This window comes from Paracoccus simplex, from assembly GCF_042648325.1.
Lineage (GTDB): Bacteria > Pseudomonadota > Alphaproteobacteria > Rhodobacterales > Rhodobacteraceae > Paracoccus > Paracoccus simplex.
In genome coordinates, this window is the sequence record NZ_JBHRXE010000004.1 from 30,527 (window position 1) to 54,903 (window position 24,377).

Genomic DNA, 24,377 nt, shown 5'->3' on the forward strand with positions numbered 1-24,377 from the left:
CCGCGCCCGGAACCGATCCGGGCGCGGTCACCCCCCGACGGGGCCGGGCCAATCGTTGATCCGCATGGCCGCGAACCGCTCGCGCAGCCAGCGGGCGGCCGGGCCGCTGGGGCGCTGCTTGTGCCAGACCATTTCCAGCGCCACCGGCCAATCGGCGCCGTCGAACTGCAGGACCGGCGTGACCAGATCGTCGCGAACCGGCGATTCCTCGATGATGTGGTCGGGCACCAGCGCCCAGCCGATGCCGCGCCGGACCATCTGCAGGATGACCCAATGGCTTTCCACCCACCAGACCTCGGCCGCGCTGCGCAGGCGCTGCTTTTCCGGCCCCTCGCTGCGCACGGCGACCATCAGCTGGCGGTGGCGCTTCAGATCCTCCCAGTCCACCATCGTATCGGCCAGCGGATGGTTCTTGCCGCAGACCAGTTTCAGCGGCACCCAGCCCAGCGTGTGAAAGGCGATCTCGGTCGGCAGCACCTCTTGCCGCCACATCACGCCGATATCGGCCTTGCCGTCCAACACCAGGCGGCTGACATCCTCCATCATCGGGAACAGCAGCTCCAGCTCGACATGCGGGAAGCGGGCGGCGAACTCGGCGAAAAGCGTCGCCAGCGGCTCCTCGGGATAAAGCTCGTCGATGGCGACGACCAACCGGTGCTCGACATGCGCGGTCAGGCTGGCGGCGACGCCGATCAGATGCTCGCGGCGGTCCAGCACCACCCGGGCCTCGGCCAGCAGCCGCTCGCCCGCCGGCGTCAGCACCGGGTTGCGCCCCTCGCGGCTGAACAGCGCGACGCCCAGATCGTCCTCGAGATTCGAGACCTGGGTGCTGATCGCCGACTGCGCCTTGCGCAGCGCCCGACCGGCGGCCGAGAACGAGCCGTGCTGCGCGGCGGCGGCAAAGGCTTCCAACTGCTCCAGCGTGACGGTCATCTATCTGTCAATCAGATGGTATCCAACTTTGTATTCTGGGAAATACAGATAGAAAGCGCGTCACGCAAGAATGAGGAATCACAATGACCATGCGCAGCTTTCCGGACCGGGTCCGCCACGCGGTGAGCTTCGAGTTGATCGGCCTGGCGATCGTCACCCCGCTGGCCGCCTGGATCTACGACAAGCCGTTATTCGACATGGGCGTCGTCGGCGTCGGCGCGGCGACGCTGGCCACGGTCTGGAACTTCGTTTTCAACCTCGGGTTCGACCACGCCATGCGGCGCTGGGTCGGCGATGTCCGGAAGTCGCTGCGCCACCGGCTGCTGCATACCGCGCTGTTCGAGCTGGGCCTGCTGGTCATGCTGCTGCCGCCGATGGCCTGGTATCTGGGCATGACGCTGTGGCAGACGCTGCTGCTCGACCTGTTCATCGTCGCCTTCTATCTGGTCTATAATTTCGTCTTCAACATCGCCTATGACCGGATCTTCCCGCTGCCGGCCGCGCCGCAAGGCGGCGGTCGGGAGCAGGGGCGCGGGCAGCCGGCCTAGCCCGGATCGCAGGCGATCTCGTCCAGCAGGAAGGCGCGGAACTTGCGGATCGCGGGACGGTTGCGCCGGCCCTTGGGATAGACCAGCCAGAAGCTGCGGCCGTTCCGCGCCACCAGCGGAAAGGGCTGGATCAGGCTGCCGGTCGCCAGTTCGAACCGGAAGAAGCGCGGCGTCAGCAGCGCCACGCCGTAACCCTCCAGAGCCGCCCGCGCCTCGTGCAGGTCGGTCGACAGCGTCAGGCCGGGCCGGGGCGGGGTTTCCCAGAAATCCACCCCGGCCTCGCGCATCCAGACCGCCCAGTTCGGGTCCACCCGGTCCAGCAGCGGCAATTTCAGCAGGTCGGCCGGCTCGTGCACCGCGTGTTTCTTGGCCAGCGCCGGCGACAGCATGGGGGTGTATTCGATGGGCATCAGACAATGCTCCTCGACCCCCGGCCAGCCGCCCTCGCCGGCGCGGATGGCGACGGTGATGTCCTCGCGCCCGAAATCGACCAGGTTGTCGCTGGTCTCCAGCCGCACCGCCAGGTTCGGATGGTTCATCTGGAACTTGCCCAGCCGCGGCGACAGCCAGGCCCCAGCAAAGGTCGGCACGGTCGAGATCGACAGGGTCGAGACCGAATCCGCCGACGGGTCGGCATAGGCTTCGCGCAGCATGTCGAAGGCGTCGATGGTCGGGCGGGCGAACAGCGCCCCGGTCTCGGTCAGCACGATCTCGCGCGGCTTGCGCAGGAACAGCGGCGTGCCCAGCCGCTCCTCCAGCAGGCGGATCTGATAGCTGACCGCGGCCTGGGTCATGCCCAGCTCCTCGGCGGCGCGGGTGAAGCTCAGATGCCGCGCCACCGCCTCGAAGGCACGCAGGGCGGCGAGAGGGGGTATCGACATAAGCGTGCCTTATGGATGCTTGCCGAGGCTTTGTTGGTCATCGCCGGGGAAACCTAGCATGATCGGAGGGTGGATCAACCATGACCACCGAAAGGAGGGCAAAATGTCCGACAATTCCGCATGTGACCGCCAACGCCCCTTCCTGCCGGGCCTGACCCGGCTGCTTTTCGGTGTGCTGCGCCGCGATAAGCCCAGCCTATCGCCATGCCCAGACCGCATGGCGGCGCTGGACCATCCGGCGACGCGCAAGGCGTTGGCCGGTCTGCCCGCGCATCTGCTGCGTGACATCGGTGTCGCCGACACGCGCAGCGACGCGGCCGCCCCGCTGCAGGAAGGCGACGCGCTGCGCCGGCATCTGTGGTAGCGCCTCAGCCCGCCACGCTTTTGCGCACGGTTTCCCCGAAGGCGCGGCGATAGGCGCGCGCCAGCGTGGCGGGCGACGAGAACCCGGTCCGCGAGGCGATCTCGCCCAGCGTCAGCCGGGTTTCCAGCGCCAGCGCCCGGGCATGGGACAGCCGGATCTGCCGGTAATAGCCGCCGGCCGACAGGCCTAGATGGGCATGGAACAGCCGGTCCATGCTGCGCGGCGACAGCGCCGCGCGCTCGGCGATGCGGGGCAGGGGCAAGGGCTGTTCGGCGGTCTCGCGCATGGCGACGATGGCGCGCTGCAGCGACGGCGGCAGCGCGCTGTCGGTCATGCGGCTGGGCAATTGCCATTCCACCGGATCGGTGCTGCGCCCCATCACCCGGCCGAACATGTTCGCCACGTCGAAGCGCAGCGCCTCGCCCGCCTGCGCGCCGATCAGGTCCAGCGACCAGCTCAGCACGCTTTGCGCGCCGCCGCAGGTGACGATATTGCCATCCGCGACATAGGGGTCCGGCACCACGGTGATTTCCGGAAAGGCCTCGGCCAGCGCCTCGCGCTCCATCCAGTGGATGGCGGCGCGGCGTCCGGCCAGCAGGCCCATGCGGGCCAGCAGCCAGGCCCCGGTATCGAGCCCGCCCACCACCGGCAGGCCGCGCGCCTTGCGCAGCACCGCCCGGGCCGAGTCGCGCTGCAGATGGTCGCGCATGCCGTAGCCCGAGACCAGGATCAGCGCATCCGTCGCCCCCACCCGCGCCAGCGGCAGATCGACCGAGATCGCCAGCCGTGATGAGCTGATGACCGCCCCGCCCTCCAGCGAGCAGACCTGCCAGGAAAACAGCCGCTGCCCCGACAGGTCGCGCGCCGCCCGCAGGGGCTCGATGGCGCTGGCCAGCACCATGTTCGAGAAACCGTCGAACAGCAGGAAGGTCAGGTGCAGCGGCGATTTTGGCAACATCGGCAAAATATATGGCGGAGAATGCACATCATGCCAGTGGAATTGCTGGCAGGTTGCGGTGGAAAGCAGCCATTGCCGGAGCCATGAATGAACCGTGACGTCTTCATCACCTGCGCGGTGACCGGCTCGGGGCAGAGCCACAAGAAATCCGGGCTGGTGCCGATCACGCCCCGCCAGATCGCCGAAGCCTGCATCGAGGCGGTGAAGGCGGGCGCGGCCATCGCCCATGTGCATGTGCGCGACCCCCAGACCGGCGCCCCCTCGCGCGATCCGGCGCTGTATCGCGAGGTGGTCGAGCGGGTGCGGTCATCCGGCACCGACGTGGTGCTGAACCTGACGGCGGGCATGGGCGGCGACATCGTGCTGGGCTCGGCCGAGGCGCCTCTGCCGCTGTCGCCGCAATCCGACCTGATCGGCGCCAGCGAGCGGCTGGTGCATGTCGAGGAACTGCTGCCCGAGATCTGCACCCTCGATTGCGGCACCATGAACTTCGCCGAGGCCGATTACGTCATGACCAACACCCCCGGCACGCTGCGCGCCATGGCGGCACGCATCCAGGCGGCGGGGGTGCGGCCCGAGATCGAGGTTTTCGACACCGGCCATCTGTGGCTGGCCAAGACGCTGGTCGAGGAGGGGTTGATCGACGATCCGGTGATGATCCAGCTGTGCATGGGCATCCCCTATGGCGCGCCGGCCGATCCGAACAGCCTGATGGCGATGGTGAACAACATCCCGCCGGGCTGGGTCTATTCCATGTTCTCAATCGGGCGGATGCAGCTTCCCTATGTCGCGCAGGCGGCGCTGGCGGGCGGCAATGTCCGCGTCGGGCTGGAAGACAACATCTGGCTCGACAAGGGCGTGCTGGCCCGCAACGGCGACCTGGTCGAGCGGGCGGCGACGATCCTGAACGCGATGGGTTGCCGGATCCTCGGCCCGCAGGCGGTGCGCGACAGGCTGAAGCTGACCCGGCGCTGAGCCGCAGGCCGAACCAATCCATAACGCAAGACAGGGGTCCATCATGAGTATCAATCTGACGAGGCGGGGGCTGACAAGGCGGGGCTTGCTGGCCGGCGCGGCGGGCATGACGGCGGCAGGGCTGATCCTGCCGCGCGGCGCGCGGGCGCAGGAGGCGACGCGCGGCGGCCGGCTGCGCATCGGCCATCTGGGCGGCGCGACCTCGGACACGCTGGACCCGGCGACCTATGCCGCCGGGCCGGTGGTGACGGCGATGCTGGCGGTCTGCAACAACCTGGTCGAGATCGACGCCAAGGGTCGGGCCGTGCCCGAGCTGGCCGAGTTCGAGCCCGATGCCGAGGCCCGGGTCTGGACCTTCCGGCTGAAGGACGGCGTCACCTTCTCGGACGGGCGAAAGGTCATGGCCAGGGACGTGATCGCCTCCTTCGACCACCATCGCGGCGCCGATACCAAGTCCGGCGCCAAGGGCTCGCTGGAGCAGGTCAAGGAGATCCGCGCCGATGGCGACAATGTCGTGGTCTTCGAACTAAGCTCGGGCAATGCCGATTTCGCCTATCTGACCTCGGATTATCACTTCGTCATCATGCCGGCGAACGAGGACGGCACGCTGGACTGGCAATCGGGCCTGGGCACCGGCGGCTATGTGCTGGAGAATTTCGAGCCGGGCGTGCGCATCACCCTGAAGCGCCGCGACGATTACTGGAAACCCGACCGCGCCTGGTTCGACGAGGCGGTGCTGCTGACCATCAACGACGCCACCGCCCGGCAGAATGCGCTGATGACCGGCGAGGTCGATGTCATCAACTCGCCCGACCTGGCCACGCTGCACCTGTTGCAGCGCCGTCCGGGCCTGCAACTGGTCGAGGTGACGGGAACCGCGCATTACACCATGCCGATGTTCTGCGACCAGGCGCCCTTCACCGATCCGAACCTGCGGCTGGCGCTGAAATACGCCATCGACCGGCAGGAGGTGCTGGACAAGGTGCTGCGCGGCCATGGCCAGATCGCCAATGACAGCCCGATCGCGCCGGCGAACCGCTTCTATGCCGCCGACCTGCCGCAGCGCGCCTATGACCCGGACAAGGCGAGGCACTACCTGAAGCAGGCCGGCATGGAGGGGCTGAAGGTCGAGATTTCCGCCTCGGACGCGGCCTCGGTCGGGGCGCTCGACATGGTGCAGCTGTTCCAGCAATCGGCCAAGGCGGCCGGCATCGACCTGACCGTCAAGCGCGAGCCGGACGACGGCTACTGGTCCAACGTCTGGCTGAAGAAACCCTTCTGCGTCAGCTACTGGAACGGCCGCCCGACCGAGGACGACATGTTCAGCCTGGTCTATGCCCGGGGTGCCGAGTGGAACGAGAGCCACTGGGACAACGAACGCTTCAACGACTTGCTGCTCAAGGCGCGGGCCGAGCTGGACGACAGCCTGCGCGCCGAGATGTATCGCGAGATGCAGGGGCTGGTCTCCGAGGACGGCGGCACCATCATCCCGATCTTCGTGAACTATATCGACGTGGCCAATGACAAGGTGGCGCATGGCGAGGTGGCGTCGAACCGCTTCCTCGACGGCTGGAAGATCGTGGAACGGTGGTGGCGGGCATGAGGATCGCGGCAATCGGCGGCGGGGTCATCGGCGGCGGCTGGATCGCCCGCTTCCTCCTCTCGGGGCATGACGTGGCGGTTTTCGACCCGCATCCCGAGGCGCAGCGCATCGTCGGCGAGGTGCTGGCGAACGCGACCCGCGCCTGGGAAAGGCTGTTCCAGGCGCCGCTGCCCCGGCCGGGCCGCATCCTCTGGGCCGGCTCGGTCGACGAGGCGGTCCGGGACGCCGACTACATCCAGGAAAGCGTGCCCGAGCGGCTGGAGCTGAAGCACCGCATCATCGCCGAGATCGAGGCCGCCGCGCCCGGGACGGCGCTGATCGGCTCCTCGACCTCGGGCTTCAAGCCCTCCGAGTTGCGGCAGGGCGCGCGGCATCCCGGCCGCATCCTCGTCGCCCATCCGTTCAACCCGGTCTACCTTCTGCCGGTGGTCGAGGTGGTGGGCGGCGGCGCGGCGGCCGAGCGCGCCTGCGAGATCCTGACCGGAATCGGCATGAAACCGGTCCGGATCGCGCGCGAGATCGACGCCCATATCGGCGACCGCCTGTTGGAGGCCGTCTGGCGCGAGGCGCTGTGGCTGGTGCATGACGGCATCGCCACCACCGAGGAGATCGACGACATCATCCGCTTCGGCTTCGGCCTGCGTTGGGCGCAGATGGGTCTGTTCGAGACCTATCGCATCGCCGGCGGCGAGGCCGGGATGCGGCATTTCCTGGGCCAGTTCGGCCCGGCGCTGAAATGGCCCTGGACCAAGCTGATGGATGTGCCCGACCTGGACGAGGCACTGATCGACCGCATCGCCGCCCAGTCCGACGCGCAGTCGGGCCGGCATTCGATCCGCGCGCTGGAGCGGATCCGCGACGACAACCTGGTCGGCATCTTCCAGGCACTCAAGGCCAACGACTGGGGCGTCGGCCAGACCGTGCGCGCGCAGGAGGACGGCTTCTATGCCCGCGAGCCCGCGCGGGCCGAAGGCTATCCGCTGCGCCTCCATCAGGCCCGCGTCAGCGGCGGCTGGGTCGATTACAACGGCCACATGACCGAGTTCCGCTATCTGCAGGTGCTGGGCGACGCGACCGACGCCTTCCTGATCCATATCGGGCTGGATGCCGATTACCGGGCGCAGGGCCGCTCGGCCTATACGGTCGAGACCCATATCCGCCATCTGGCCGAGGTGAAGGCGGGCGAGCTTCTGACCGTCGAGACCCGGCTGCTGGGCCATGACGCCAAGCGCTTTCGCCTGCATCACGCCATCCTGCGCGCGGATGGCAGCGAGGCCGCGACCGGCGAGCATATGCTGCTGCATGTCGATACCGGCGCGGGGCGCGCCATGCCGATGCCGCCGGCGCTGCTGCAGGCGCTGGAGCGGGTGGCGGCGCAGGACCGCGCGCCGCATCCCGACCATGCCGGCGCCGGCATCCGCCCGATCCGCCAAAGGGAGGCCACCGCATGAACGCCCCGGATGCCCGGCGGCGGCCCATCCTGCGGATGATCGCGGGCCGGCTGGGCATCGGGGTCTTCACGCTGTTCGTCATCTCGGTGCTGATCTTTCTGGCCGTCAGCCTGCTGCCCGGCGATATCGCCCAGCAGGTGCTGGGCCAGTCCGCCACGCCCGAGACCGTCGCCGCCTTCCGGCGCGAGCTTGGGCTCGATCAGCCGCTGGCCTGGCGCTATCTCGACTGGGTCGGCGGGGTTCTGTCGGGCGATTTCGGCCGCTCGCTGGCCAATGGCCGGCCGGTGGCGGAGCTGCTGGCCGCGCGGCTGGGCAATACCCTGTTTCTGGCGGCCTATGCGGCGGTGATCGCGGTGCCGCTGGCGGTGGGGCTGGGGCTGCTCGCCGCGCTCTGGCGCGGCAGCTGGTTCGACCGCATCGCCAATGTGGCGACGCTGTCGGCGATTTCCTTCCCTGAGTTCTTCATCGCCTATATCCTGATGTTCTGGCTGTCGGTCAGGATGGGCTGGTTCCCCTCGATCGCCGATCCCGGCGCCTCGCCGCGGCTGGCCGAGATGCTGGGCCGCGCCTTCCTGCCGGCGATCACCCTGGTGCTGGTGGTGACCGCCCATATGATGCGGATGACGCGGGCGGCGGTGGTCAACGTGCTGGGCGCGTCCTATGTCACCATGGCGCGGCTGAAAGGCGTGTCGCGCTGGCGCGTGGTCACCCGCCACGCCCTGCCGAACGCCTTGGCGCCCATCGTCAACGTGGTGGCGCTGAACGTGGCCTGGCTGATCACCGGCGTGGTCATCGTCGAGGTGGTCTTCGTCTATCCCGGCCTTGGCCAGTTGATGGTGGACAGCGTCACCAACCGCGACATTCCGGTGGTGCAGGCCTGCGCGCTGATCTTCGCCGCGGTCTATATCCTGCTGAACCTGCTGGCCGACGTTCTGGCGATCGCCACGAACCCGCGCCTGCTGCATCCGAGGTAAGCCCATGATCCGGATGCTGAAAACCATGCCGCCGACCGCGATGCTGGGGGTTCTGGTCATCGCCGCCTATGCGGTGATCGCGCTGTTCGCGCCGCTGCTGGCCCCGCATGGCGAGGCGCAGATCGTCGGCGCCCAGTTCGAGCCGTGGAGCGCCGCCTATCCCCTTGGCACCGACACGCTGGGCCGGGACATGCTGTCGCGGCTGATCTGGGGCGCGCGCAATACCGTGGGCGTGGCGCTGGCCACCACGGCGCTGGCCTTCGGCATCGGCGCCATTGCCGGGCTGCTGGCGGCGGCGCTTGGCGGCTGGGTCGATCTGGCGCTGTCGCGGTTGGTCGATGTGCTGATGGCGGTGCCGGCGCTGATCCTGACGCTGCTGGCGCTGTCGGCGCTGGGGCCGGGGGTGGCGAATCTGGTCGTCGTGGTGGCGATCCTCGATTCCACCCGCGTCTTCCGCCTGGCCCGCGCCACGGCGATGAACGTCATGGTGATGGATTATGTCGAGGCAGCGCAGCTGCGCGGCGAGGGCACTTGGTGGATCATCAGCCGCGAGGTGCTGCCGAACATCTCGGCGCCCTTGATCGCGGAATTCGGGCTGCGCTTCTGCTTCGTATTCCTGACCATCTCGGCGCTCAGCTTCCTGGGGCTCGGCCTGCCGCCGCCGATGGCCGACTGGGGGGCGATGGTGCGCGACAATGCGGCGCTGATCACCTTTGGCGACACCACCCCGCTTTTGCCCGCCGCCTGCATCGCGGTGCTGACGGTCTCGGTCAATTTCGTGGTGGACTGGATGCTGCACCGCGCCTCGGGTCTGAAGGACTGAACCATGTTGCTGAACATCGAGAAGCTGAAGGTCGAGGCGCGGGGCGAAGAAGGCTGGACCCCGATCCTGCATGGCGTGGATTTGCAGGTCGCCCGGGGCGAGGTCGTCGGGCTGATCGGCGAATCCGGGGCCGGGAAGTCCACGCTGGGTCTTGCGGCGCTGGGTTTCGCCCAGGGCGGTCTGCGTTTCGCCGGCGGCCGGGTGATCTTCGACGGCACCGACCTGCTGCAACTGCCCGAGCACCGGCGCCGCGCTTTTCGCGGCCGCCGCGTCGCCTATGTCGCGCAATCGGCGGCGGCGAGCTTCAATCCGGCATGGCGGCTTCTGGACCAGTTCTGCGAGGGGCCGGCGATCCACCACACCGCCGGCCGCGTCGAATCCGAGGTCTTTGCGCGCCAGCTTTACGCCGCCATGCACCTGCCCGACCCGAAGAATTTCGGCCTGCGCTTTCCGCATCAGGTCTCGGGCGGGCAGTTGCAGCGGGCCATGGTCGCCATGGCCATGGCCTGCAAGCCCGACCTGATCGTCTTCGACGAGCCGACGACGGCGCTGGACGTGACCACGCAGATCGGCGTGCTGGCGGCGATCCGGCAGGCGGTCGAGACCACCGGCACGGCGGCGATCTACATCACCCATGACCTGGCCGTAGTCGCGCAGATGGCCGACCGCATCAAGGTCATGCGTCATGGCCGCGAGGTCGAGGATGCGCCGACCCGCCGGATGATCGAGGCGCCGGCGCAGGATTACACCCGCTCGCTTTGGGCGGTGCGCGAGTTCCGCCGGCCGCCGCGCGCCCTGCCGCGGGCCAGCGCACCGACGATCAGCATCCGCGAAGTGACGGCGGGCTATTCGTCGCTGGACGTGCTTGGCGCGGTCAGCTTCGACATCCCGCGCGGCGCCACCGTGGCGGTGGTGGGCGAATCCGGTTCGGGCAAGTCCACCACGGCGCGGGCGATCACCGGGCTTTTGCCGCCGCGCGCGGGCAGCATCGCGCTGAACGGCACGCCGCTGCCGCCGCGCCTGGCGCAGCGCACGCTGGAACAGAAGCGGGCGGTGCAGATGATCTATCAGATGGCCGACACGGCGCTGAACCCGCGCCAGACCATCCGGCAGATCCTGTCGCGGCCCTTGCAGTTCTACCTGGGCCTGACCGGCCGCGCGCGCGAGACGCGGCTCAACGAGCTGTTGGAGCAGATCGAGCTGGAGCCGGCGCGCTTCCTTGACCGCCTGCCGGGCGAGCTGTCGGGCGGGCAGAAGCAGCGCATCGGCATCGCCCGGGCGCTGGCCGCCGATCCCGAATTCATCATCTGCGACGAGGTGACCAGCGCGCTGGACCAATTGGTGGCCGAGGGCATCCTGCGGCTGCTCAGCAAGGTGCAGGACGCAACCGGCGTCAGCTACATGGTCATCACCCATGACATCGCCACCGTCCGCGCCATCGCCGACGAGGTGGTGGTGATGAAAGGCGGCCGGGTCATGGACAAGGGCTTGAGGTCCGAGGTGCTGGACCCGCCGCGCCATGCCTATACCCGCGAATTGCTGGCTTCGGTGCCGCAGATGGACCCGGACTGGCTGACGCGCCGCATCGCCGAGGGCCGCATCGCCGGGGGCGCGGCATGATCCGCGACCCGCAGGTGCTGGATTTCATCGCCCGGACCGAGGCCGCTTATCCGCCCGAGGCGAATGGCGCCAGCGCTGCCGACAACCGGCGCTTCTACGATGCGATGTGCGCCGTCTTCCGGGCCTCGCGCCCGCCCGGCCTGCCGGTTCGGGATCGCCGCATCGGCGGCGTGCCCTGCCGCATCTACGGCCCGGAAACCCCGGTCGCCGTGGTCTATGTGCATGGCGGCGGTTTCGTGGTCGGCGGGCTGGACAGCCACGACGATGTCTGCGCCGAGATCGCCGATGCCACCGACCTGCAGGTGGTCGCGGTCGATTACCGGCTGGCGCCCGAGCATCGCTGGCCGGCGCAGATCGCGGATGTGCAGGCGGTCTGGGACGCGCTGGCCCGCCCGGCGGTGATCGTGGGCGACAGCGCCGGCGGGCTTCTGGCGGCGGCGCTTTGCCTGTCGCGGCGCGGCACGCGGCAGCCCTTGGGTCAGGTGCTGGTCTATCCCGGCCTCGGCGGCGACGGCAGCGCGCCCTCTTATCGCGAGAATGCCGAGGCGCCCTTGCTGCGGACCGAGGACCTGGCCGGCTATCACGCCGCGCTGCACGGCGAGGGAGCGGGCGAGGGACCGGCCGATCCGCTGGCGCGTCCCTTGCTGGCCGCAAGCCTGGCCGGGCTGGCGCCGGCCTTCGTCGTCACCGCCGATATCGATCCGCTGCGCGACGACGGGCGCGACTATGCGCGGCGGCTGCGGGCCGAGGGCGTCGCGGCGCATTGGCGCAACGAGCCCGAACTGCCGCATGGCTATCTGCGGGCCCGCCGCCACAGCGACCGGGCGCGGCGCAGCTTCCAGGCGATCCTGGTCGCGATCCGGCGCTTCGCGGACCGGGCCTAGTCAAGGACCGGGCCTAGTCGCGCTGTTCCGACATGGCGACGATCTCGGCATGCGGGCGGTCGAGCCGGCGGCGCAGGCCGTCGCGGGCGGCGCGGCGCAGGATCTTGCGGAAACGCGCCGCATCCGGGCCGTAATGCCGTGCCTTGCCGCGCCAGCGCAGCGCCAGAACCGGCAGCAGCGGCCAGAACCACGGCCCGGCCGCGACGCGATAGGCCAGCAGCGCATTGCGATACATGTAATAGACCTTCCACATCGGCCGCAGCACCAGATGCCCGCCGGGCTGGATCGAGACGGTGTCGTGCTCGAACCGGATCTCGGGCAGGAAGCCGATGCGCAGCCCCTTGCGCCGCATCTCGAGGGTGTAGATCTGGTCGTCGCCATAGATGAACAGCCGTTCGTCGGGATAGCCGGCGCGGGCGATGCTGGCGCGCGACAGGAACAGACCGACAAAGGAGGTCATGTCGATCTCGATGGGATCGGCCTGGCCGGCATAGGTCGCATCGCCCAGGTGAAAGCCGCGCCGGCCGGCGCCGGCCAGGGTGCGCAGGAATTCCGGCAAGCGCCAGAACGGGTTGCGATAGGGCCGGTTCATCTCGCAGACCTCGCCCGAGGGGGTCAGCACCGCCGCCCCCAGCGCGTCCCAGCCGGTCAGGTCCAGCGCGCGGAACTGCGCGATGGTGCCGGGAAAGGGCCGGCCGTCATCGTCCATGACCACGAGCCAGTCCGGGTCCAGCGCCTGCACCAGGTGCCGCATCCCCTGCGCGAAGCCGCCGGCTCCGCCCAGGTTTTCCAGGCTGCGCAGCGCCAGCAGCCGGGGATCGTCGATCATGTCCAGATATTCGCGGGTGCCGTCGCCCGAGGCATTGTCGAACACCACCACATGGTCGATATCCTCGGCCAGCAGCCGGCCGACAGTCACCCGCAGCTTGTCCAGCCGGTTATGGGTCACGACCAGGGCGGCGATGCGCGGGCGGGCAGGTGCGGGGCAGGGCAAGGGCAGCGACTGTTGCGGGTCTTGGCTCGAGCGCATGTCCGTTCTCTGCTCAGGGATGCGCCGGCCGCGGCCCCGACCGGACGGCAGCGCGCCGCCTGACTAGCGGATCGCGGTCCCGTGAACAAGCGGCCAGACGCCGGGCTTTCACGAATCCCTTGCAATTTCCTGCGACATTCTTCATCTTTCCGGCGTTCACGGGGATCGTGAACACGGTTTGATGGCCGGGCCCCTCTGGCGAACGTGGCGGCGCGTTCGTGATGTCGGCATCGATACTTGGCCAGCCGCCTGGAACAATTATTCACATGACGCAAGGAAACAGTCCCCTTTCCGGAGGTGGTCTCGGCGATGGCGCCCGGCGTTCGACCCTGCACTATTTCACCTGGGCCTTCATCGTCACCGTGCTTGGTCTTGCCCTGGGCGGCCTGCTGGGCTGGCAGACGACCGGCACCCTGGGCGGCACGCTCTCGGTCTTCTTCATCTGCGCCGTGCTGGCGGTGCTGGAGATCTCGCTGAGCTTCGACAACGCCATCGTGAACGCCAACAAGCTCAAGGACATGACGCCCAAGTGGCAGCGGCGCTTCCTGACCTGGGGCATCATCATCGCCGTCTTCGGCATGCGGATCGTCTTCCCGCTGCTGATCGTGGTCATCGCCGCCAATATCGGTCCGTGGCAGGCGATGGTGCTGGCAGCGACCCAGCCCGACGAATATTCGCGCATCATGCACGAGGCGCATCTGCCGATCGCGGCCTTCGGCGGCACCTTCCTGATGATGGTGGGGCTGAGCTTCTTCTTCGACCACGAAAAGGACGTGCACTGGGTCAAGTGGCTGGAAGACCGCATGCAGCGCTATGCCACCATCCGCGGCATCGAGGTGGCGGTGGTGCTGGTCACGGTGCTGATCTTCTCGCGCTTCCTGGAAGGGGCGGAATCGCAGGTCTTCTTCAGCTCGGCGATCTGGGGCCTGTTGACCTTCCTGCTGGTCGAGGTGCTGGGCGGATTGCTCGACAGCTCGCAGCAGACGCTGCAGGCCGGGGCCAAGGGCGGCATCGGTGCCTTCCTCTATCTCGAAGTGCTGGACGCCTCGTTCAGCTTCGACGGCGTGATCGGCGCCTTCGCGCTGACCCACAACCTGTTCGTCATCGCCATCGGTCTGGGCATCGGCGCCATGTATGTGCGTTCGATGACCATCATGCTGGTCGAGCGCGGCACGCTGGCCGAATACCGGTTCCTGGAACATGGCGCCTTCTATGCCATCATCGCGCTGTCGGTGATCATGTTCGTGCAGCCGCTGATGCATATTCCCGAGGTCATCACCGGCCTGGGTGGCGCGACGCTGATCGGCATATCGTTCTGGTCCTCGATCCGCTGGAACCGCAAGAATCACGCGGTCGAGGCGTAAGCCTCATCCCATGACAGAAGACGGCCGCCGCCTTTCGGGCCGGCGGCCTTTTTGCTATCTCTGGGCGTGTGGTTTGAACGAGGATGATTATGCGTTACCTGCTTGCCCTGTTGGTGGTCGCCGCGGTCGCGGCGCTGGTCTACTGGCGCCATGTGCAAAAGGCCGGCGCCGCGCAGGATGCAGGCGCCGATGTGCAGGCGCTCTATCAGGCGGAACGCATGCTGCCCCGGCAGCCGCTGCAGGTCTATCACCTGGGCCACAGCCTGGTCGGGCGCGACATGCCGGCGATGCTGGCGCAGCTGGCCGGGCACGACTATGCGCTGCAACTGGGCTGGGGCACCGCGCTGCGCGAGCATTTCCAGGGCCCCCAGGCAGTCAACGGCTTCGACCAGGAAAACGCCACGCCCCGCCACCGCGAGGCGCATGAGGCTCTGGCAAGCGGCGATTACGACGCCTTTGTCATGACCGAGATGGTGCGGTTGCAGGACGCGATCCTTTACAAGGAAAGTCGTCTCTATGCCGGGAAATGGGCGGCCGAGGCGGCGGCGGGCAATCCTGGGGCGCAGATCTTCCTTTACGAAAGCTGGCACGCGCTGGACGATCAGCCGGACTGGCTGTCGCGCCTGCCCGACGATCTGGAGAGGATGTGGAAGCCGGACCTGCTCTGGCCGGCCGCCCGCGCCGCCGGCAAGCCGGTCTGGCTGATCCCGGTCGGCCAGGTCATGGCGCGGCTGGTGGCCGAGGCCGAGGCCAAGGGCGGCATCGCCGAACTGAAATCGCGCGAGGATCTGTTCGCCCGCAATCCCGACGGCTCGCTGGACACCATCCATCCGAGCGACCTCGGCGTCTATCTGGTGGCGCTGACGCATTACGCGGTGCTTTACGGCAAAAGTCCGGTGGGTCTGCCGCATGAACTGCTGCGCGCCGACGGCAAGCCGGCCGTGGCGCCCTCGGCCGAACTGGCGCGGCGCATGCAGGAGCTGGTTTGGGAGGTGGTCAGCGCCGAACCGCTGACCGGGCTCTGACCTGCCCGCAGCCCATACGCTGTTTTTACGGATCATTGAAAACATTGTCGTTGATCCGGCGGCGATTCTGGCCTCTTGGCAGGCGTGACCGCGCCGGGCAATCGCCCTGCGCGGCCAGGCTTGCGCAGGAGGTCCAATGCTTACCGGGTTCGTGCTGTTCTATGTCGGCGCCGTGCTGTTTCTGAACGGCCTTTGGCTGATGGGCCGCATCGCCGATCGCGAGATCGTCGTCATCAACCTCGTCACCGCGCTGGTGTCCGGCGCGGCGGTGCTGCACGATGCCTTCGGCGCCGGGGCCAGCCCCGCCAGCATCCGTAACGGCGCGCTGAGCCTGCTGTTCTGCACCACCTATCTTTGGGTCGCCTATAACCGGTTCAGCGGCGCGGATGGGCGCGGCCTGGGCTGGTTCAGCCTGTTCGTCGCGGTGACGGCCGTGCCGGTGTTCCTGCGCGCGCTGGCCGAAGCGGGAACAGCGACCGAGCTTTGGCTGGCGGCGAACTGGGCCGTCTGGGGCGTGCTGTGGTTCCTGTATTTCCTGCTGCTGGCGCTTGGTCGCCCGATCCAGCGGCAGACCGCCTGGGTCACGCTGCTGGCCGGGATCTTCACCGGCTGGCTGCCGGGTTTCCTGCTGCTGGACGGGCTGATCTGATCACCAGAACAGATGCGCCTCGTCGATGGCGCGGCGCCAGAAAGCGTCGCGGCCGGCCTCGGGCAGCCAGCCCAGTAGGCGTTTGGGTTTGCTGTTGTCGAAGGGCGACAGATGCCCCCGCGACTTCCAGTCCGCCAGCGAGGCGGGCGCGGCCCCCTTGCGGCGCAGGGCGTGGCGCTTCAGCCCCTGCTTGACCGCATCGACGGCCCAAAGCGCCGTCAGGTTCGAGCCGCTGACCTTCAGCCGTGCCCCGGTGCGGCGGTGGATGGCCTCGAGATAGTCGCGGCCGGAAAACATCGGCTCGCCGATCAGGTTGAAACCTTCGCCGATGGCCTCGTCGCGCTCCATCATCGCGATCAGCCCGTCCGACACGTCGTCGGCCAGCACGAAAGGCAGGATGTTGCGGCCGTTGCCCCAAAGCCTGACCGCCCCGGCGCCGTGCCAACGGCCGATGCCCCAATGCTGCAACGGTCCGCCGTCGCCCAGCACGATGCCGGGTCGGGCGATGACCAGCCGCAGCCCCTGCGCCTGCAGGGCGAGCAGCCGCTTTTCACCCTCGGCCTTGGACCGGGCATAGATGTTGCGGCTGTCCATCTGGCCGAAATCGCTGGCCTCGGTGATGGTGCGGGCCGGGTCGGACATGTCGTATGAGGCGATGGTGCCGGTATGGACCAGCCGGCCGATGCCGGCGCGGATCGCGGCGCGGCCGATGCGCTCGGTCGTGGCCACGTCGTTTTCCAGCGCCGCCTGCCAGCTCTTGTCGGTGGATTTCGCCAGGTTGAAGACGCAATCCATGCCCTGCATGGCCTGGGCCAGCCCGTCCTCGTCGCGCAGCGACACGCCCAGCGTCTCGACATGGTCGGCGATGTCGGGAAAGGGGCCGTTGCGGCCGCGCGACAGCACGCGCACGTCATGGCCACGCTCGACCAGCCGCCGGGTCAGGTTGCGGCCGATGAAACCGGTGCCGCCGATCACCATCACCCGCGGCTGCGGCGTGCCGCTGGGGCGGGCGGGGACCGCGGGCAGGGCGGGCAGGCGGGTCAGCGCATCCTCGATGCCCTGCATTACCGCCCGGGCCGAGGCGGGCGCAAAGCGCGGGTCGGGTTGCCCGGCGCGGATGCCGTCGTAAAAGGCCGCGATGGTGGCGCGAAAGCTCAGCCCATAGGGGCTTTTCTGGTTCAGCGATGCGGCCTGGCGGACGGCGTTGCGCGTTCCCTCGCGCAGATGCCCCCCCGCCCGGCCCATTTCCTTGATCAGCGGGTTCAGTACCAGATCGGCGGTATTGTCGCGCGTGACCACCAGCGCATCGGCCGCATAATCCAGCCGCGCCATGCCCGAGGAGCCGCGCAAGCTGACCGAGCGGTCGTCGAAGGTTTCGACCAGCGACAGGGCGATGGTCACGTCCACCTGGCCGGCGCGGGCGAGGATGCGCCAGCTTTGCGGCCGCTGCTCGCCGCCGGGCAGGGTGATCCATTGGCCCAGGCTGACATATTCGACCTCCAGCGGGCCGAACAGGTCCACCGCGAACGAGAAGGGATGCGCGCCCAGCTCCAGCAGCAGGTTCTGCGTCTGCCGCAGCATCCACAGCCCGTAAGGCCCCGAGCGCAAGGGCACCAGCGGCAGCGCCCAGTTGATCTGCGCGGCCGAGACCAGGCCCAGATCGCCGGCCTGCACCGCCTGCTTGAGCCGGCCATAGCCGGGCAGGCCTAGGAAATTGTGGCAGGCGCCGAGCTGCCGGCCGGCGGCCCGGGCCGCGGCCTCCATCTCGTCGATCTCGGCGACGGAGAGGGCGACGGGTTTCTCGACCAGCACATGCAGCCCGGCGCCCAGGCATGTCACCGCCAGGTCGCGATGCAGGTTCGGCGGCGTCAGGATATGCACGACATCGCAGATGCCGGCGGCGATCATCTGCTCCAGATCGGCAAAGGCCGCGACGCCATGGCTGGAAGCCAGCGCCTCGGCCGCGTCAAGGGCGGGGTCGCAGACCGCGACCAGCCGCGCGCCCGGTGCGGCCTTGATCGCATCGGCATGCCACGAGGCGATGTAGCCGGCGCCGACAATGCCGACGCGCAGGTCCGAGGTCATGGCAAACTCCTATTTATACTCGATAATACGCATGGCGTCGCCATTGCGGCGGCGACGGCTGTAAGTCAACATTCCTAAAAGGTTAGGTATCTTGGCCAGCGTCAGCAGCGCGGCCTGTTTTCCCGCCATCGGCCGGCCCTTCAGGCCCTTGAGGGTCTTGATGAAAGAGAGCGTGTAAACCGCCGTGACGGCAAGGGAAATCCACGGGCTGGCGAACAGGCCGAGCAGGAACAGCAACGGCAGCGCCAGCCCATAGAGCCAGACCCGCATCTGCTCGCGCCGGAAATGCGGCGGGTGCAGGCGACCCACCTGCGCGAAGCCGTGGCCGTTGCGGATGGTGCGCTGCCACCATTGGGAAAAGCGGGTCATGTCGGCATCGTGCCAGGTCATCTGCACCGGCAGGCGCAGCAGCTTCCAGCCGGCCTTGCCCAGGCGCAGGCAGAATTCGTCATCCTCGGCGGCGATCACCGCCGGGTCGAAGCCGCCGATCTGGCCGAAAGCGGCGACGCGCACCATCATGTCGCCGCCGCAGGCGGTGATCGGCCCCGCGGGGCGGTGCCAGTCCACCTCGCACATCTGGTTATAGACCGTGGCCGTGGGATGGATCTCGGACCGCCAGCCGGTGACGAGGCCCAGACCGGGATCGGCCTGCATGGCGGCGGTGCCGGCCTCCAGCCAGCCGGGTTCGACCCGGCAGTCGCCGTCGACGAATTGCACCAGATCCAGCGCGCCGCCCTCCAGCAGCGCGGTGAATCCGGCATTGCGGGCGCGGGCGGCGGTGAAGGGAACCGAGGTGTCCAGCTCGACCACGGTGACGCCGAGACTGCGGGCGAAACCGACGCTGTCGTCGCGCGAGCCGCTGTCCACGTAGACCACCCGCGCGCAAAGCGGCACCAGCGAGCGCAGGCAGGCTTTCAGCCGCTCGCCCTCGTTGCGGCCGATCGCCACGGCGCCGAGCGTGGGACGGGTCATGATTCCCCCAGGGTTGTTCCGTTGGGCGAGCCTAGCCCCGGGGCCGCACTTTCTGCAATGCGGCGCAGCCTGTCGTTATCGGCATGTCCGGGCGCGGTCAGGCTGTGGGCAGGTCCTGCCGCAGGCTTTGCCGAGCCAGGGCCGATAGCAGGTCGGTCTGCGTGACGATGCCGACGATGCGCGGCCCGTCCAGCACCGGCACCGCGTCGCATTCGCCCGAGGCCAGCATCGGCAGCAGCGCTCCGATGGGCGTGTCGGGCGCGACATGCGGCGGATCGGTCTGCATGATCTCGCGCGCGCGCGTCGGTGCGCCGGGCTTGGCGTTCAGCAGCTCGGACATGGCGACGGAAAAGCGGCGGTCATGGCGGAAGGCGTCGTCGCGGGCGCGGCGGATCAGGTGCAGCTGGAAGATCACGCCCAGAAACTGGTCGCCGTTCTCGACCACCGGCAACGAGGTGAAACCGTGCCGGCGGAAGATGTCGGCGACCCGCGCCAGCCGGGACTGCGGGCCGACGGTGACCAGATCGCGCGACATCACGTCCGCCGCGGTCAGCGGCCCGGTGCGGTGGGTGGCGGCCTGCAATTCGGCGGCGCCGATCAGCCGGGCCAGATCCTCGACCCCGAGGTTCAGCGACTGGCGATAGCGCTGCAGGATCTCGGTCAGCTCGTCCTTGGACAGGCCCAGCCGTTCCATCGCCGGATGGTCGGCGGTGCCGTGCGGTCCAGGCTCGTCGAACTGGCGGAAGGGATAGCGGCGTCCGGTCAGCCGGGCATAGATCATCGCGAAGCCGACCAGCGCCAGCGTGCCGGTCAGCACCGGCGCCAGGACGAAATGAAAGCCAAGCGCGCGGATCGCGTCGGGGTTCAGCGCCGCGGTCATGGCGACCGCGCCGGCCGGCGGATGCACGGCACGCAGCAGGATCATCGCCGCGATGGTGATGGCGACCGCCAGCGCCACGCAAAGCGCCGAATTCGGGGTCATCCGGCAAGCCAGCACGCCGACCGTGGCGGCGATGGTATTGCCGACCACCGCCGACCAGGGCTGCGCCAGCGGGCTGTTCGGCACCGCGAAGACCAGCACCGAGGTCGCGCCGAAGGGTGCGATCAGATACAGCCCCAGCCGCAGGTCGGCCGAGGGCGACAGCAGGAACAGGCCCGAAACGCCCAGCCCCACCAGCGCGCCGATCCCGGCCCGCAGCGCCTCGCGCGGCGAGCCGGGCGCGATCGCCGGACCAAGCGCCTGCGTGATCTGGCGCAGCACGGCGCCGGCCGGTCTGGTCATCTGGTCTGTCCTTCGCGCGTGCCCGCAAAACGGGCTTCCAATGCGCTTAATTGTCGCAGGAACGGACAGGTTGCAAGTCCCCGGAAAGGCTGATGGCCAAGGGCTCAGCCCAGCCGGGCGAAGGCTTCCAGCACGGCCCGTTCGGACTGGTTCAGATAATCCTCGAGCATGCGGGCCGCGCCGGCCGGGTCGCCGGCCTCCAGCTTGCCCAGAATCTCGGCATTGCGGGGGATATAGGGGCGGTGCAGCAGCTCGGGGCTGTCGAGCAGGCCGAAGGCCAGCCGCAGTTCGGCGATGATCTGGGTGAAGAACTGCGTCAGCCGCGGGCTGTCGGTCAGCGCCACGATGGCGGCGTGGAATTCCATGTTGGCGCTGCCGACGCCGCGCCAGTCGGGGATGCGCTGCAATTCCGAGGCGCGGGCGACGGCGGCGCGCATCCGCGCGGTGGCGGCATGGCCGGGCCAGGCCTGCGCCAGCGCCGGCACCTCGATCAGCCGCCGCACCCGATAGATGTCGAGGATCGAGGCCATCGAGGGCACGGCGACGAAAACGCCGCGGTTCGGCTCGTGCCGCAGGATGCCCTCGCGCGTGAGCAGGCGGAACACCTCGCGCAGGGTGTTGCGCGAAATGTCCAGCTCGGCCGCCAGCCGCGCCTCGGACAGGCGCTGGCCGGGCACCAGCGCGCCGCCGGTGACCTGGTCGCGCAGCCGGGCGGCAATGCCTTCGGCGAGGCCGGCAGCAGGGCTGGGGACGGGGCTGGGGGCGCGGGCGCGGGTTTCCGCCATTGCGGCTGTTCCTTCCTGGGCGGGCGTCGGGTCGGGCGATCTTGGCCGAGAGGCCGGGGGCAGGCAAGGCGCCGTCACCGATTCGCCGGCTTTCCCGACCCCTGGCACGGGCCCGTCCTGCCGGCAAAGCCCGCAGGCCGCCGCGACATTGCCCATGATCCGAGCAGATTATCCCTTCTTTGCTGGTATGTTGTTCAACAATTCATGCAATTCTGTCAAATTATCGTTGACGGATTGTCTTGTTGTATTCACAGTCGAGCCATTCCCAAGACGCACCCCACCCTTGCAGCAGGAGCAGATCGATGGCCGAACCCGTCACCTCCCCCTCTGCCGCCACGGCCGCCGCGCGCGGTGGTTTCATGGCGGCGATCTTCCTGATGGCGACCTCGGCCATCGGACCCGGCTTCATCACCCAGACCGCGACCTTCACCGCCAAGCTGGGCGCGGCATTCGCCTTTGCCATCCTGGCCTCGATCGTCATCGACTTCGTGGTGCAGCTCAACATCTGGCGCATCACCGCGCTGACGCGGCGCAATGCCTCGGACACCGCCAACGCCGCCATTCCCGGCGCCGGCTATCTGCTGGCGGTGCTGGTGCTGGTCGGCGGGCTGGCCTTCAACATCGGCAACATCGCCGGCGCGGGGCTGGGCCTCAACGCCATGTTCGGGCTTGATCCCAAGATCGGCGGCGCGTTTTCGGCCGCTCTGGCCATCGGCATCTTCCTGTCGCGCCGGGCCGGGCTGCTGCTCGACCGCGCGCTGATCGGGCTGGGGCTGCTGATGATCGCCATGACGCTGGTCGTGGCCTTCGTCTCGAACCCGCCGGTGGGGGATGCGCTGCGGCAGATGGTGCTGCCCGAGATCGTCGATTTCGCCACCATCACCACCATCGTCGGCGGCACCGTCGGCGGCTACATCACCTATTCCGGCGCGCATCGGCTGCTCGACAAGGGGCTGGTGGGAGAGCACAATCTTGCCGCCGTCACCCGCGCCTCGCTGACCGGGATCGCGGTCACCGGAGTCATGCGCTTCATCCTGTTCCTGGCCATCCTGGGCGTTGTCGCCTCGGGCGTGACGCTCGACCTGTCGGGCCAGGCCGCGAACCCTGCCGCGCAGGCCTTTGCCGTGGTGCTGGGCGAATGGGGCATGCGGATCTTCGGCCTGATCTTCTGGGCCGCCGCCATCACCTCGGTCATCGGCGCGGCCTATACCTCGGTCAGCTTTCTGGTCGCCTTCCGGTCCATGGGCGACCGGGACCGCAACATCGCGACGGTGATCTTCATCGCCATCTCGCTGGCTGTCTATCTGTCGCTGGGGACGGCGCCGGCCGCCATCCTGGTCTTCGTCGGCGGCTTCAACGGGCTGATCCTGCCCATCGGTCTGACCATCTTCACCTATGTCGGCTTCGCGCGGGCCGACCTGATGGGCGGCCATGTCTACAACCGGCCGCTGCTGATCGCCAGCGCCGTGATCTGTGCGCTGACCTGGTACATGGGCATCAATTCCATCGGCCCGATCTTTGCCTTCCTGGGCGCCTGAGCCATGATCGCGGCAGGCCCCCCGCGGGGCCCGCCGCCCAATCCCCGCCCCAACGTCCCGGAGGAACACATGACCCGCAACATCGACCTGAACAGCGACCTGGGCGAGGGCTATGGCGCCTGGACGATGGGCGACGACGCCACCATGCTGGGCATCGTCAGCTCGGCCAATGTCGCCTGCGGCTTTCATGCCGGCGACCCGCTGACCATCCTGGCCACCGTGCGCGAGGCGGCGGCGCGGGGCGTGGCGGTCGGCGCGCATGTCTCCTATCCCGACCGGGTGGGCTTCGGCCGTCGGCCGATGGACGTGACCCATGCCGAGCTGGTCGCGGACGTGATCTATCAGATCGGCGCGCTGCAAGGCATCTGCGCCAGCGCCGGCACCCGCGTCCGCTATGTCAAGCCGCATGGCGCGCTTTACAACACCATCGCCGTGGACCCGAAACAGGGCGCGGCGGTGATCGAGGGCATCAGGGCCGTCGATCCCGCGCTGGCCATGATGGGCCTGGCCGGGACGCAGATCCTGCGGCAAGCGGCCGAGGCCCGCCTGCCCACCATCGCCGAGGCCTTCGCCGACCGCGCCTATCGTCCCGACGGCCAACTGGTTTCGCGCCGCGAGGCCGGCGCGGTGCTGCACGACCCCGAGGCCGTCGCCGCCCGCATGCTGCGCCTGGCGACCGAGGGCGAGATCGAGGCGGCCGACGGCTCGACCCTGCGGCTTCGGGCCGACAGCATCTGCGTGCATGGCGACAGCCCCGGCGCCGTCGCCATGGCCGCCCGCATCCGCGAGGCGCTGCTGGCGGGCGGCATCGCCATCGCCCCGGCCACGGGGGGCGCGGCATGACCCTGCTGCCCGATCCCGCATCGGCCCGCGCCGCCCGCCTGGCCTGCCGCGAAGGCGCTCCGCGCCCCACCGCCGGCATGGCGCCGGGCTTCACCCAGTGCAACATGATCTCGCTGCCCAAGGATTGGGCCTGGGATTTCCTGCTTTACGCGCAACGCAACCCGAAACCCTGCCCGGTGCTGGACGTGACCGACCCCGGCAGCCATCGTAGCGCGCTTGCGCCGGATGCCGACCTGCGCACCGACATCCCGCTTTATCGCATCTGGCGCGATGGCGTGCTGGCCGAGGAGACCCCCGACGCCACCGCCGCCTGGGCCGAGCATCCCGATCTGGTGACCTTCCTGATCGGCTGCTCCTTCACCTTCGAGACGCCCCTGCAGCAGGCGGGGATCGAGATGCGCCACATCGCCGAAGGCTGCAACGTGCCGATGTTCCTGACCGACCGCGACTGCCGGCCGGCGGGGCGGCTGCACGGCAAGATGGTGGTGTCCATGCGCCCGATCCCGGCCGGGCGGGTGGCCGAGGCGGCGATGATCTCGGGCCGCACGCCTGCGGTCCACGGCGCCCCGGTCCATATCGGCGCGCCCGAGGCCCTGGGCATCGCCGACCTCATGCGCCCGGATTTCGGCGACCCGGTGCAGATCCGGCCGGGCGAGGTGCCGGTGTTCTGGGCCTGCGGCGTGACCCCGCAGGCGGCGCTGATGGCCTCGAAGCCGCCCTTCGCCATCACCCATGCGCCGGGCTACATGTTCATCACCGACGTGCCCGACACGCATTGGCAGGTGTGACC

At 68.8% G+C, this 24,377-nt stretch carries 23 protein-coding genes; 15 read left to right on the top strand and 8 right to left on the bottom strand.

Translation table 11 applies throughout. The annotated features are described in order from the left end of the window. Positions 1–27 precede the first annotated feature (27 nt). Entirely contained in the window at positions 28–933 is a 906-nt protein-coding gene (locus tag ACFOMP_RS01210) for a LysR family transcriptional regulator (RefSeq protein ID WP_289896278.1), read from the bottom strand. Between the two features lie 83 nt (positions 934–1,016). On the opposite strand from ACFOMP_RS01210, the gene ACFOMP_RS01215 reads away from it, so the two are divergent. Continuing rightward, positions 1,017–1,481, top strand: a complete 465-nt coding sequence (locus ACFOMP_RS01215; RefSeq protein WP_379027592.1) for a PACE efflux transporter — start codon at positions 1,017–1,019, stop codon at positions 1,479–1,481. On the opposite strand, the gene ACFOMP_RS01220 is transcribed toward ACFOMP_RS01215, so the two are convergent. Beyond that, positions 1,478–2,362, bottom strand: a complete 885-nt coding sequence (locus ACFOMP_RS01220; RefSeq protein ID WP_379027593.1) for a LysR substrate-binding domain-containing protein — start codon at positions 2,360–2,362, stop codon at positions 1,478–1,480. The two genes, ACFOMP_RS01215 and ACFOMP_RS01220, sit on opposite strands and share 4 nt — an antisense overlap. Positions 2,363–2,465: 103 nt before the next feature. Between ACFOMP_RS01220 and ACFOMP_RS01225 the strand changes: the two genes are divergently transcribed. Next, positions 2,466–2,726 carry a hypothetical protein gene (locus tag ACFOMP_RS01225; protein WP_379027594.1) on the top strand — a complete coding sequence of 87 codons (261 nt, stop codon included), beginning with the start codon at positions 2,466–2,468 and terminating at the stop codon, positions 2,724–2,726. 4 nt (positions 2,727–2,730) lie between these two features. Here the strand turns inward: ACFOMP_RS01225 and ACFOMP_RS01230 are convergent, their stop codons facing one another. Next, entirely contained in the window at positions 2,731–3,684 is a 954-nt protein-coding gene (locus ACFOMP_RS01230) for a GlxA family transcriptional regulator (RefSeq protein ID WP_289896274.1), read from the bottom strand. An 87-nt stretch (positions 3,685–3,771) separates the two neighbouring features. Here ACFOMP_RS01230 and ACFOMP_RS01235 point away from each other — a divergent pair, with 87 nt between their 5' ends. From ACFOMP_RS01235 to ACFOMP_RS01265, 7 genes are read left to right on the top strand one after another with little or no spacing between them, the layout of a single operon-like run. Continuing rightward, the gene (locus ACFOMP_RS01235; protein WP_379027595.1) at positions 3,772–4,659 is read left to right on the top strand and encodes a BKACE family enzyme; all 888 of its coding nucleotides are present in this window, start codon (positions 3,772–3,774) and stop codon (positions 4,657–4,659) included. Positions 4,660–4,702: 43 nt separating this feature from the next. Beyond that, positions 4,703–6,262: an ABC transporter substrate-binding protein gene (locus tag ACFOMP_RS01240; RefSeq protein ID WP_379027596.1), complete on the top strand. Its 1,560-nt coding sequence runs from the start codon at positions 4,703–4,705 to the stop codon at positions 6,260–6,262. Further along, positions 6,259–7,713, top strand: coding sequence for a carnitine 3-dehydrogenase (locus tag ACFOMP_RS01245; protein WP_379027597.1), 1,455 nt, complete (start codon positions 6,259–6,261; stop codon positions 7,711–7,713). The genes ACFOMP_RS01240 and ACFOMP_RS01245 overlap by 4 nt, the downstream gene beginning before the upstream one ends. Beyond that, entirely contained in the window at positions 7,710–8,687 is a 978-nt protein-coding gene (locus ACFOMP_RS01250) for an ABC transporter permease (RefSeq protein WP_379027598.1), read from the top strand. The genes ACFOMP_RS01245 and ACFOMP_RS01250 overlap by 4 nt, the downstream gene beginning before the upstream one ends. A 4-nt stretch (positions 8,688–8,691) precedes the next feature. Beyond that, the gene (locus ACFOMP_RS01255) at positions 8,692–9,510 is read left to right on the top strand and encodes an ABC transporter permease (RefSeq protein WP_379027599.1); all 819 of its coding nucleotides are present in this window, start codon (positions 8,692–8,694) and stop codon (positions 9,508–9,510) included. Between the two features lie 3 nt (positions 9,511–9,513). Further along, positions 9,514–11,130, top strand: coding sequence for an ABC transporter ATP-binding protein (locus ACFOMP_RS01260; RefSeq protein WP_379027600.1), 1,617 nt, complete (start codon positions 9,514–9,516; stop codon positions 11,128–11,130). Further along, positions 11,127–12,014: an alpha/beta hydrolase fold domain-containing protein gene (locus ACFOMP_RS01265; protein ID WP_379027601.1), complete on the top strand. Its 888-nt coding sequence runs from the start codon at positions 11,127–11,129 to the stop codon at positions 12,012–12,014. The genes ACFOMP_RS01260 and ACFOMP_RS01265 overlap by 4 nt, the downstream gene beginning before the upstream one ends. A gap of 13 nt (positions 12,015–12,027) precedes the next feature. Here ACFOMP_RS01265 and ACFOMP_RS01270 read toward each other — a convergent pair whose 3' ends face one another. Beyond that, a complete protein-coding gene (locus ACFOMP_RS01270) occupies positions 12,028–13,044 on the bottom strand; it encodes a glycosyltransferase (RefSeq protein WP_379027602.1) in 1,017 nt (338 codons plus the stop codon). 266 nt (positions 13,045–13,310) lie between these two features. Here ACFOMP_RS01270 and ACFOMP_RS01275 point away from each other — a divergent pair, with 266 nt between their 5' ends. The 3 genes from ACFOMP_RS01275 (at position 13,311) to ACFOMP_RS01285 (ending at position 16,082) form a co-directional block, all read left to right on the top strand. Further along, positions 13,311–14,408 carry a DUF475 domain-containing protein gene (locus ACFOMP_RS01275; protein ID WP_289896265.1) on the top strand — a complete coding sequence of 366 codons (1,098 nt, stop codon included), beginning with the start codon at positions 13,311–13,313 and terminating at the stop codon, positions 14,406–14,408. Between the two features lie 89 nt (positions 14,409–14,497). Then, positions 14,498–15,433: a hypothetical protein gene (locus ACFOMP_RS01280; RefSeq protein WP_289896264.1), complete on the top strand. Its 936-nt coding sequence runs from the start codon at positions 14,498–14,500 to the stop codon at positions 15,431–15,433. 136 nt (positions 15,434–15,569) lie between these two features. Then, complete coding sequence (locus tag ACFOMP_RS01285; protein ID WP_289896263.1) at positions 15,570–16,082, top strand: AmiS/UreI family transporter; 513 nt, start codon at positions 15,570–15,572, stop codon at positions 16,080–16,082. On the opposite strand, the gene ACFOMP_RS01290 is transcribed toward ACFOMP_RS01285, so the two are convergent. The 4 genes from ACFOMP_RS01290 to ACFOMP_RS01305 form a co-directional block, all read right to left on the bottom strand. Then, positions 16,083–18,167 carry an NAD-dependent epimerase/dehydratase family protein gene (locus ACFOMP_RS01290; protein ID WP_379027603.1) on the bottom strand — a complete coding sequence of 695 codons (2,085 nt, stop codon included), beginning with the start codon at positions 18,165–18,167 and terminating at the stop codon, positions 16,083–16,085. Between the two features lie 9 nt (positions 18,168–18,176). Continuing rightward, positions 18,177–19,139 carry a glycosyltransferase family 2 protein gene (locus ACFOMP_RS01295; protein WP_379027604.1) on the bottom strand — a complete coding sequence of 321 codons (963 nt, stop codon included), beginning with the start codon at positions 19,137–19,139 and terminating at the stop codon, positions 18,177–18,179. 97 nt (positions 19,140–19,236) lie between these two features. Next, positions 19,237–20,421 carry an HPP family protein gene (locus ACFOMP_RS01300; protein WP_379027605.1) on the bottom strand — a complete coding sequence of 395 codons (1,185 nt, stop codon included), beginning with the start codon at positions 20,419–20,421 and terminating at the stop codon, positions 19,237–19,239. Positions 20,422–20,525: 104 nt separating this feature from the next. Further along, positions 20,526–21,206, bottom strand: a complete 681-nt coding sequence (locus ACFOMP_RS01305) for a GntR family transcriptional regulator (protein WP_289896259.1) — start codon at positions 21,204–21,206, stop codon at positions 20,526–20,528. A gap of 302 nt (positions 21,207–21,508) precedes the next feature. On the opposite strand from ACFOMP_RS01305, the gene ACFOMP_RS01310 reads away from it, so the two are divergent. The 3 genes from ACFOMP_RS01310 to ACFOMP_RS01320 all read left to right on the top strand — a co-directional run bounded on the left by ACFOMP_RS01310 (position 21,509) and on the right by ACFOMP_RS01320 (position 24,375). Beyond that, entirely contained in the window at positions 21,509–22,744 is a 1,236-nt protein-coding gene (locus ACFOMP_RS01310) for an NRAMP family divalent metal transporter (protein ID WP_289896258.1), read from the top strand. Between the two features lie 69 nt (positions 22,745–22,813). Further along, positions 22,814–23,587: a LamB/YcsF family protein gene (locus ACFOMP_RS01315; RefSeq protein ID WP_379027606.1), complete on the top strand. Its 774-nt coding sequence runs from the start codon at positions 22,814–22,816 to the stop codon at positions 23,585–23,587. Further along, positions 23,584–24,375: a putative hydro-lyase gene (locus tag ACFOMP_RS01320; RefSeq protein WP_379027607.1), complete on the top strand. Its 792-nt coding sequence runs from the start codon at positions 23,584–23,586 to the stop codon at positions 24,373–24,375. The genes ACFOMP_RS01315 and ACFOMP_RS01320 overlap by 4 nt, the downstream gene beginning before the upstream one ends. The last annotated feature ends 2 nt before the right edge of the window (positions 24,376–24,377 follow it).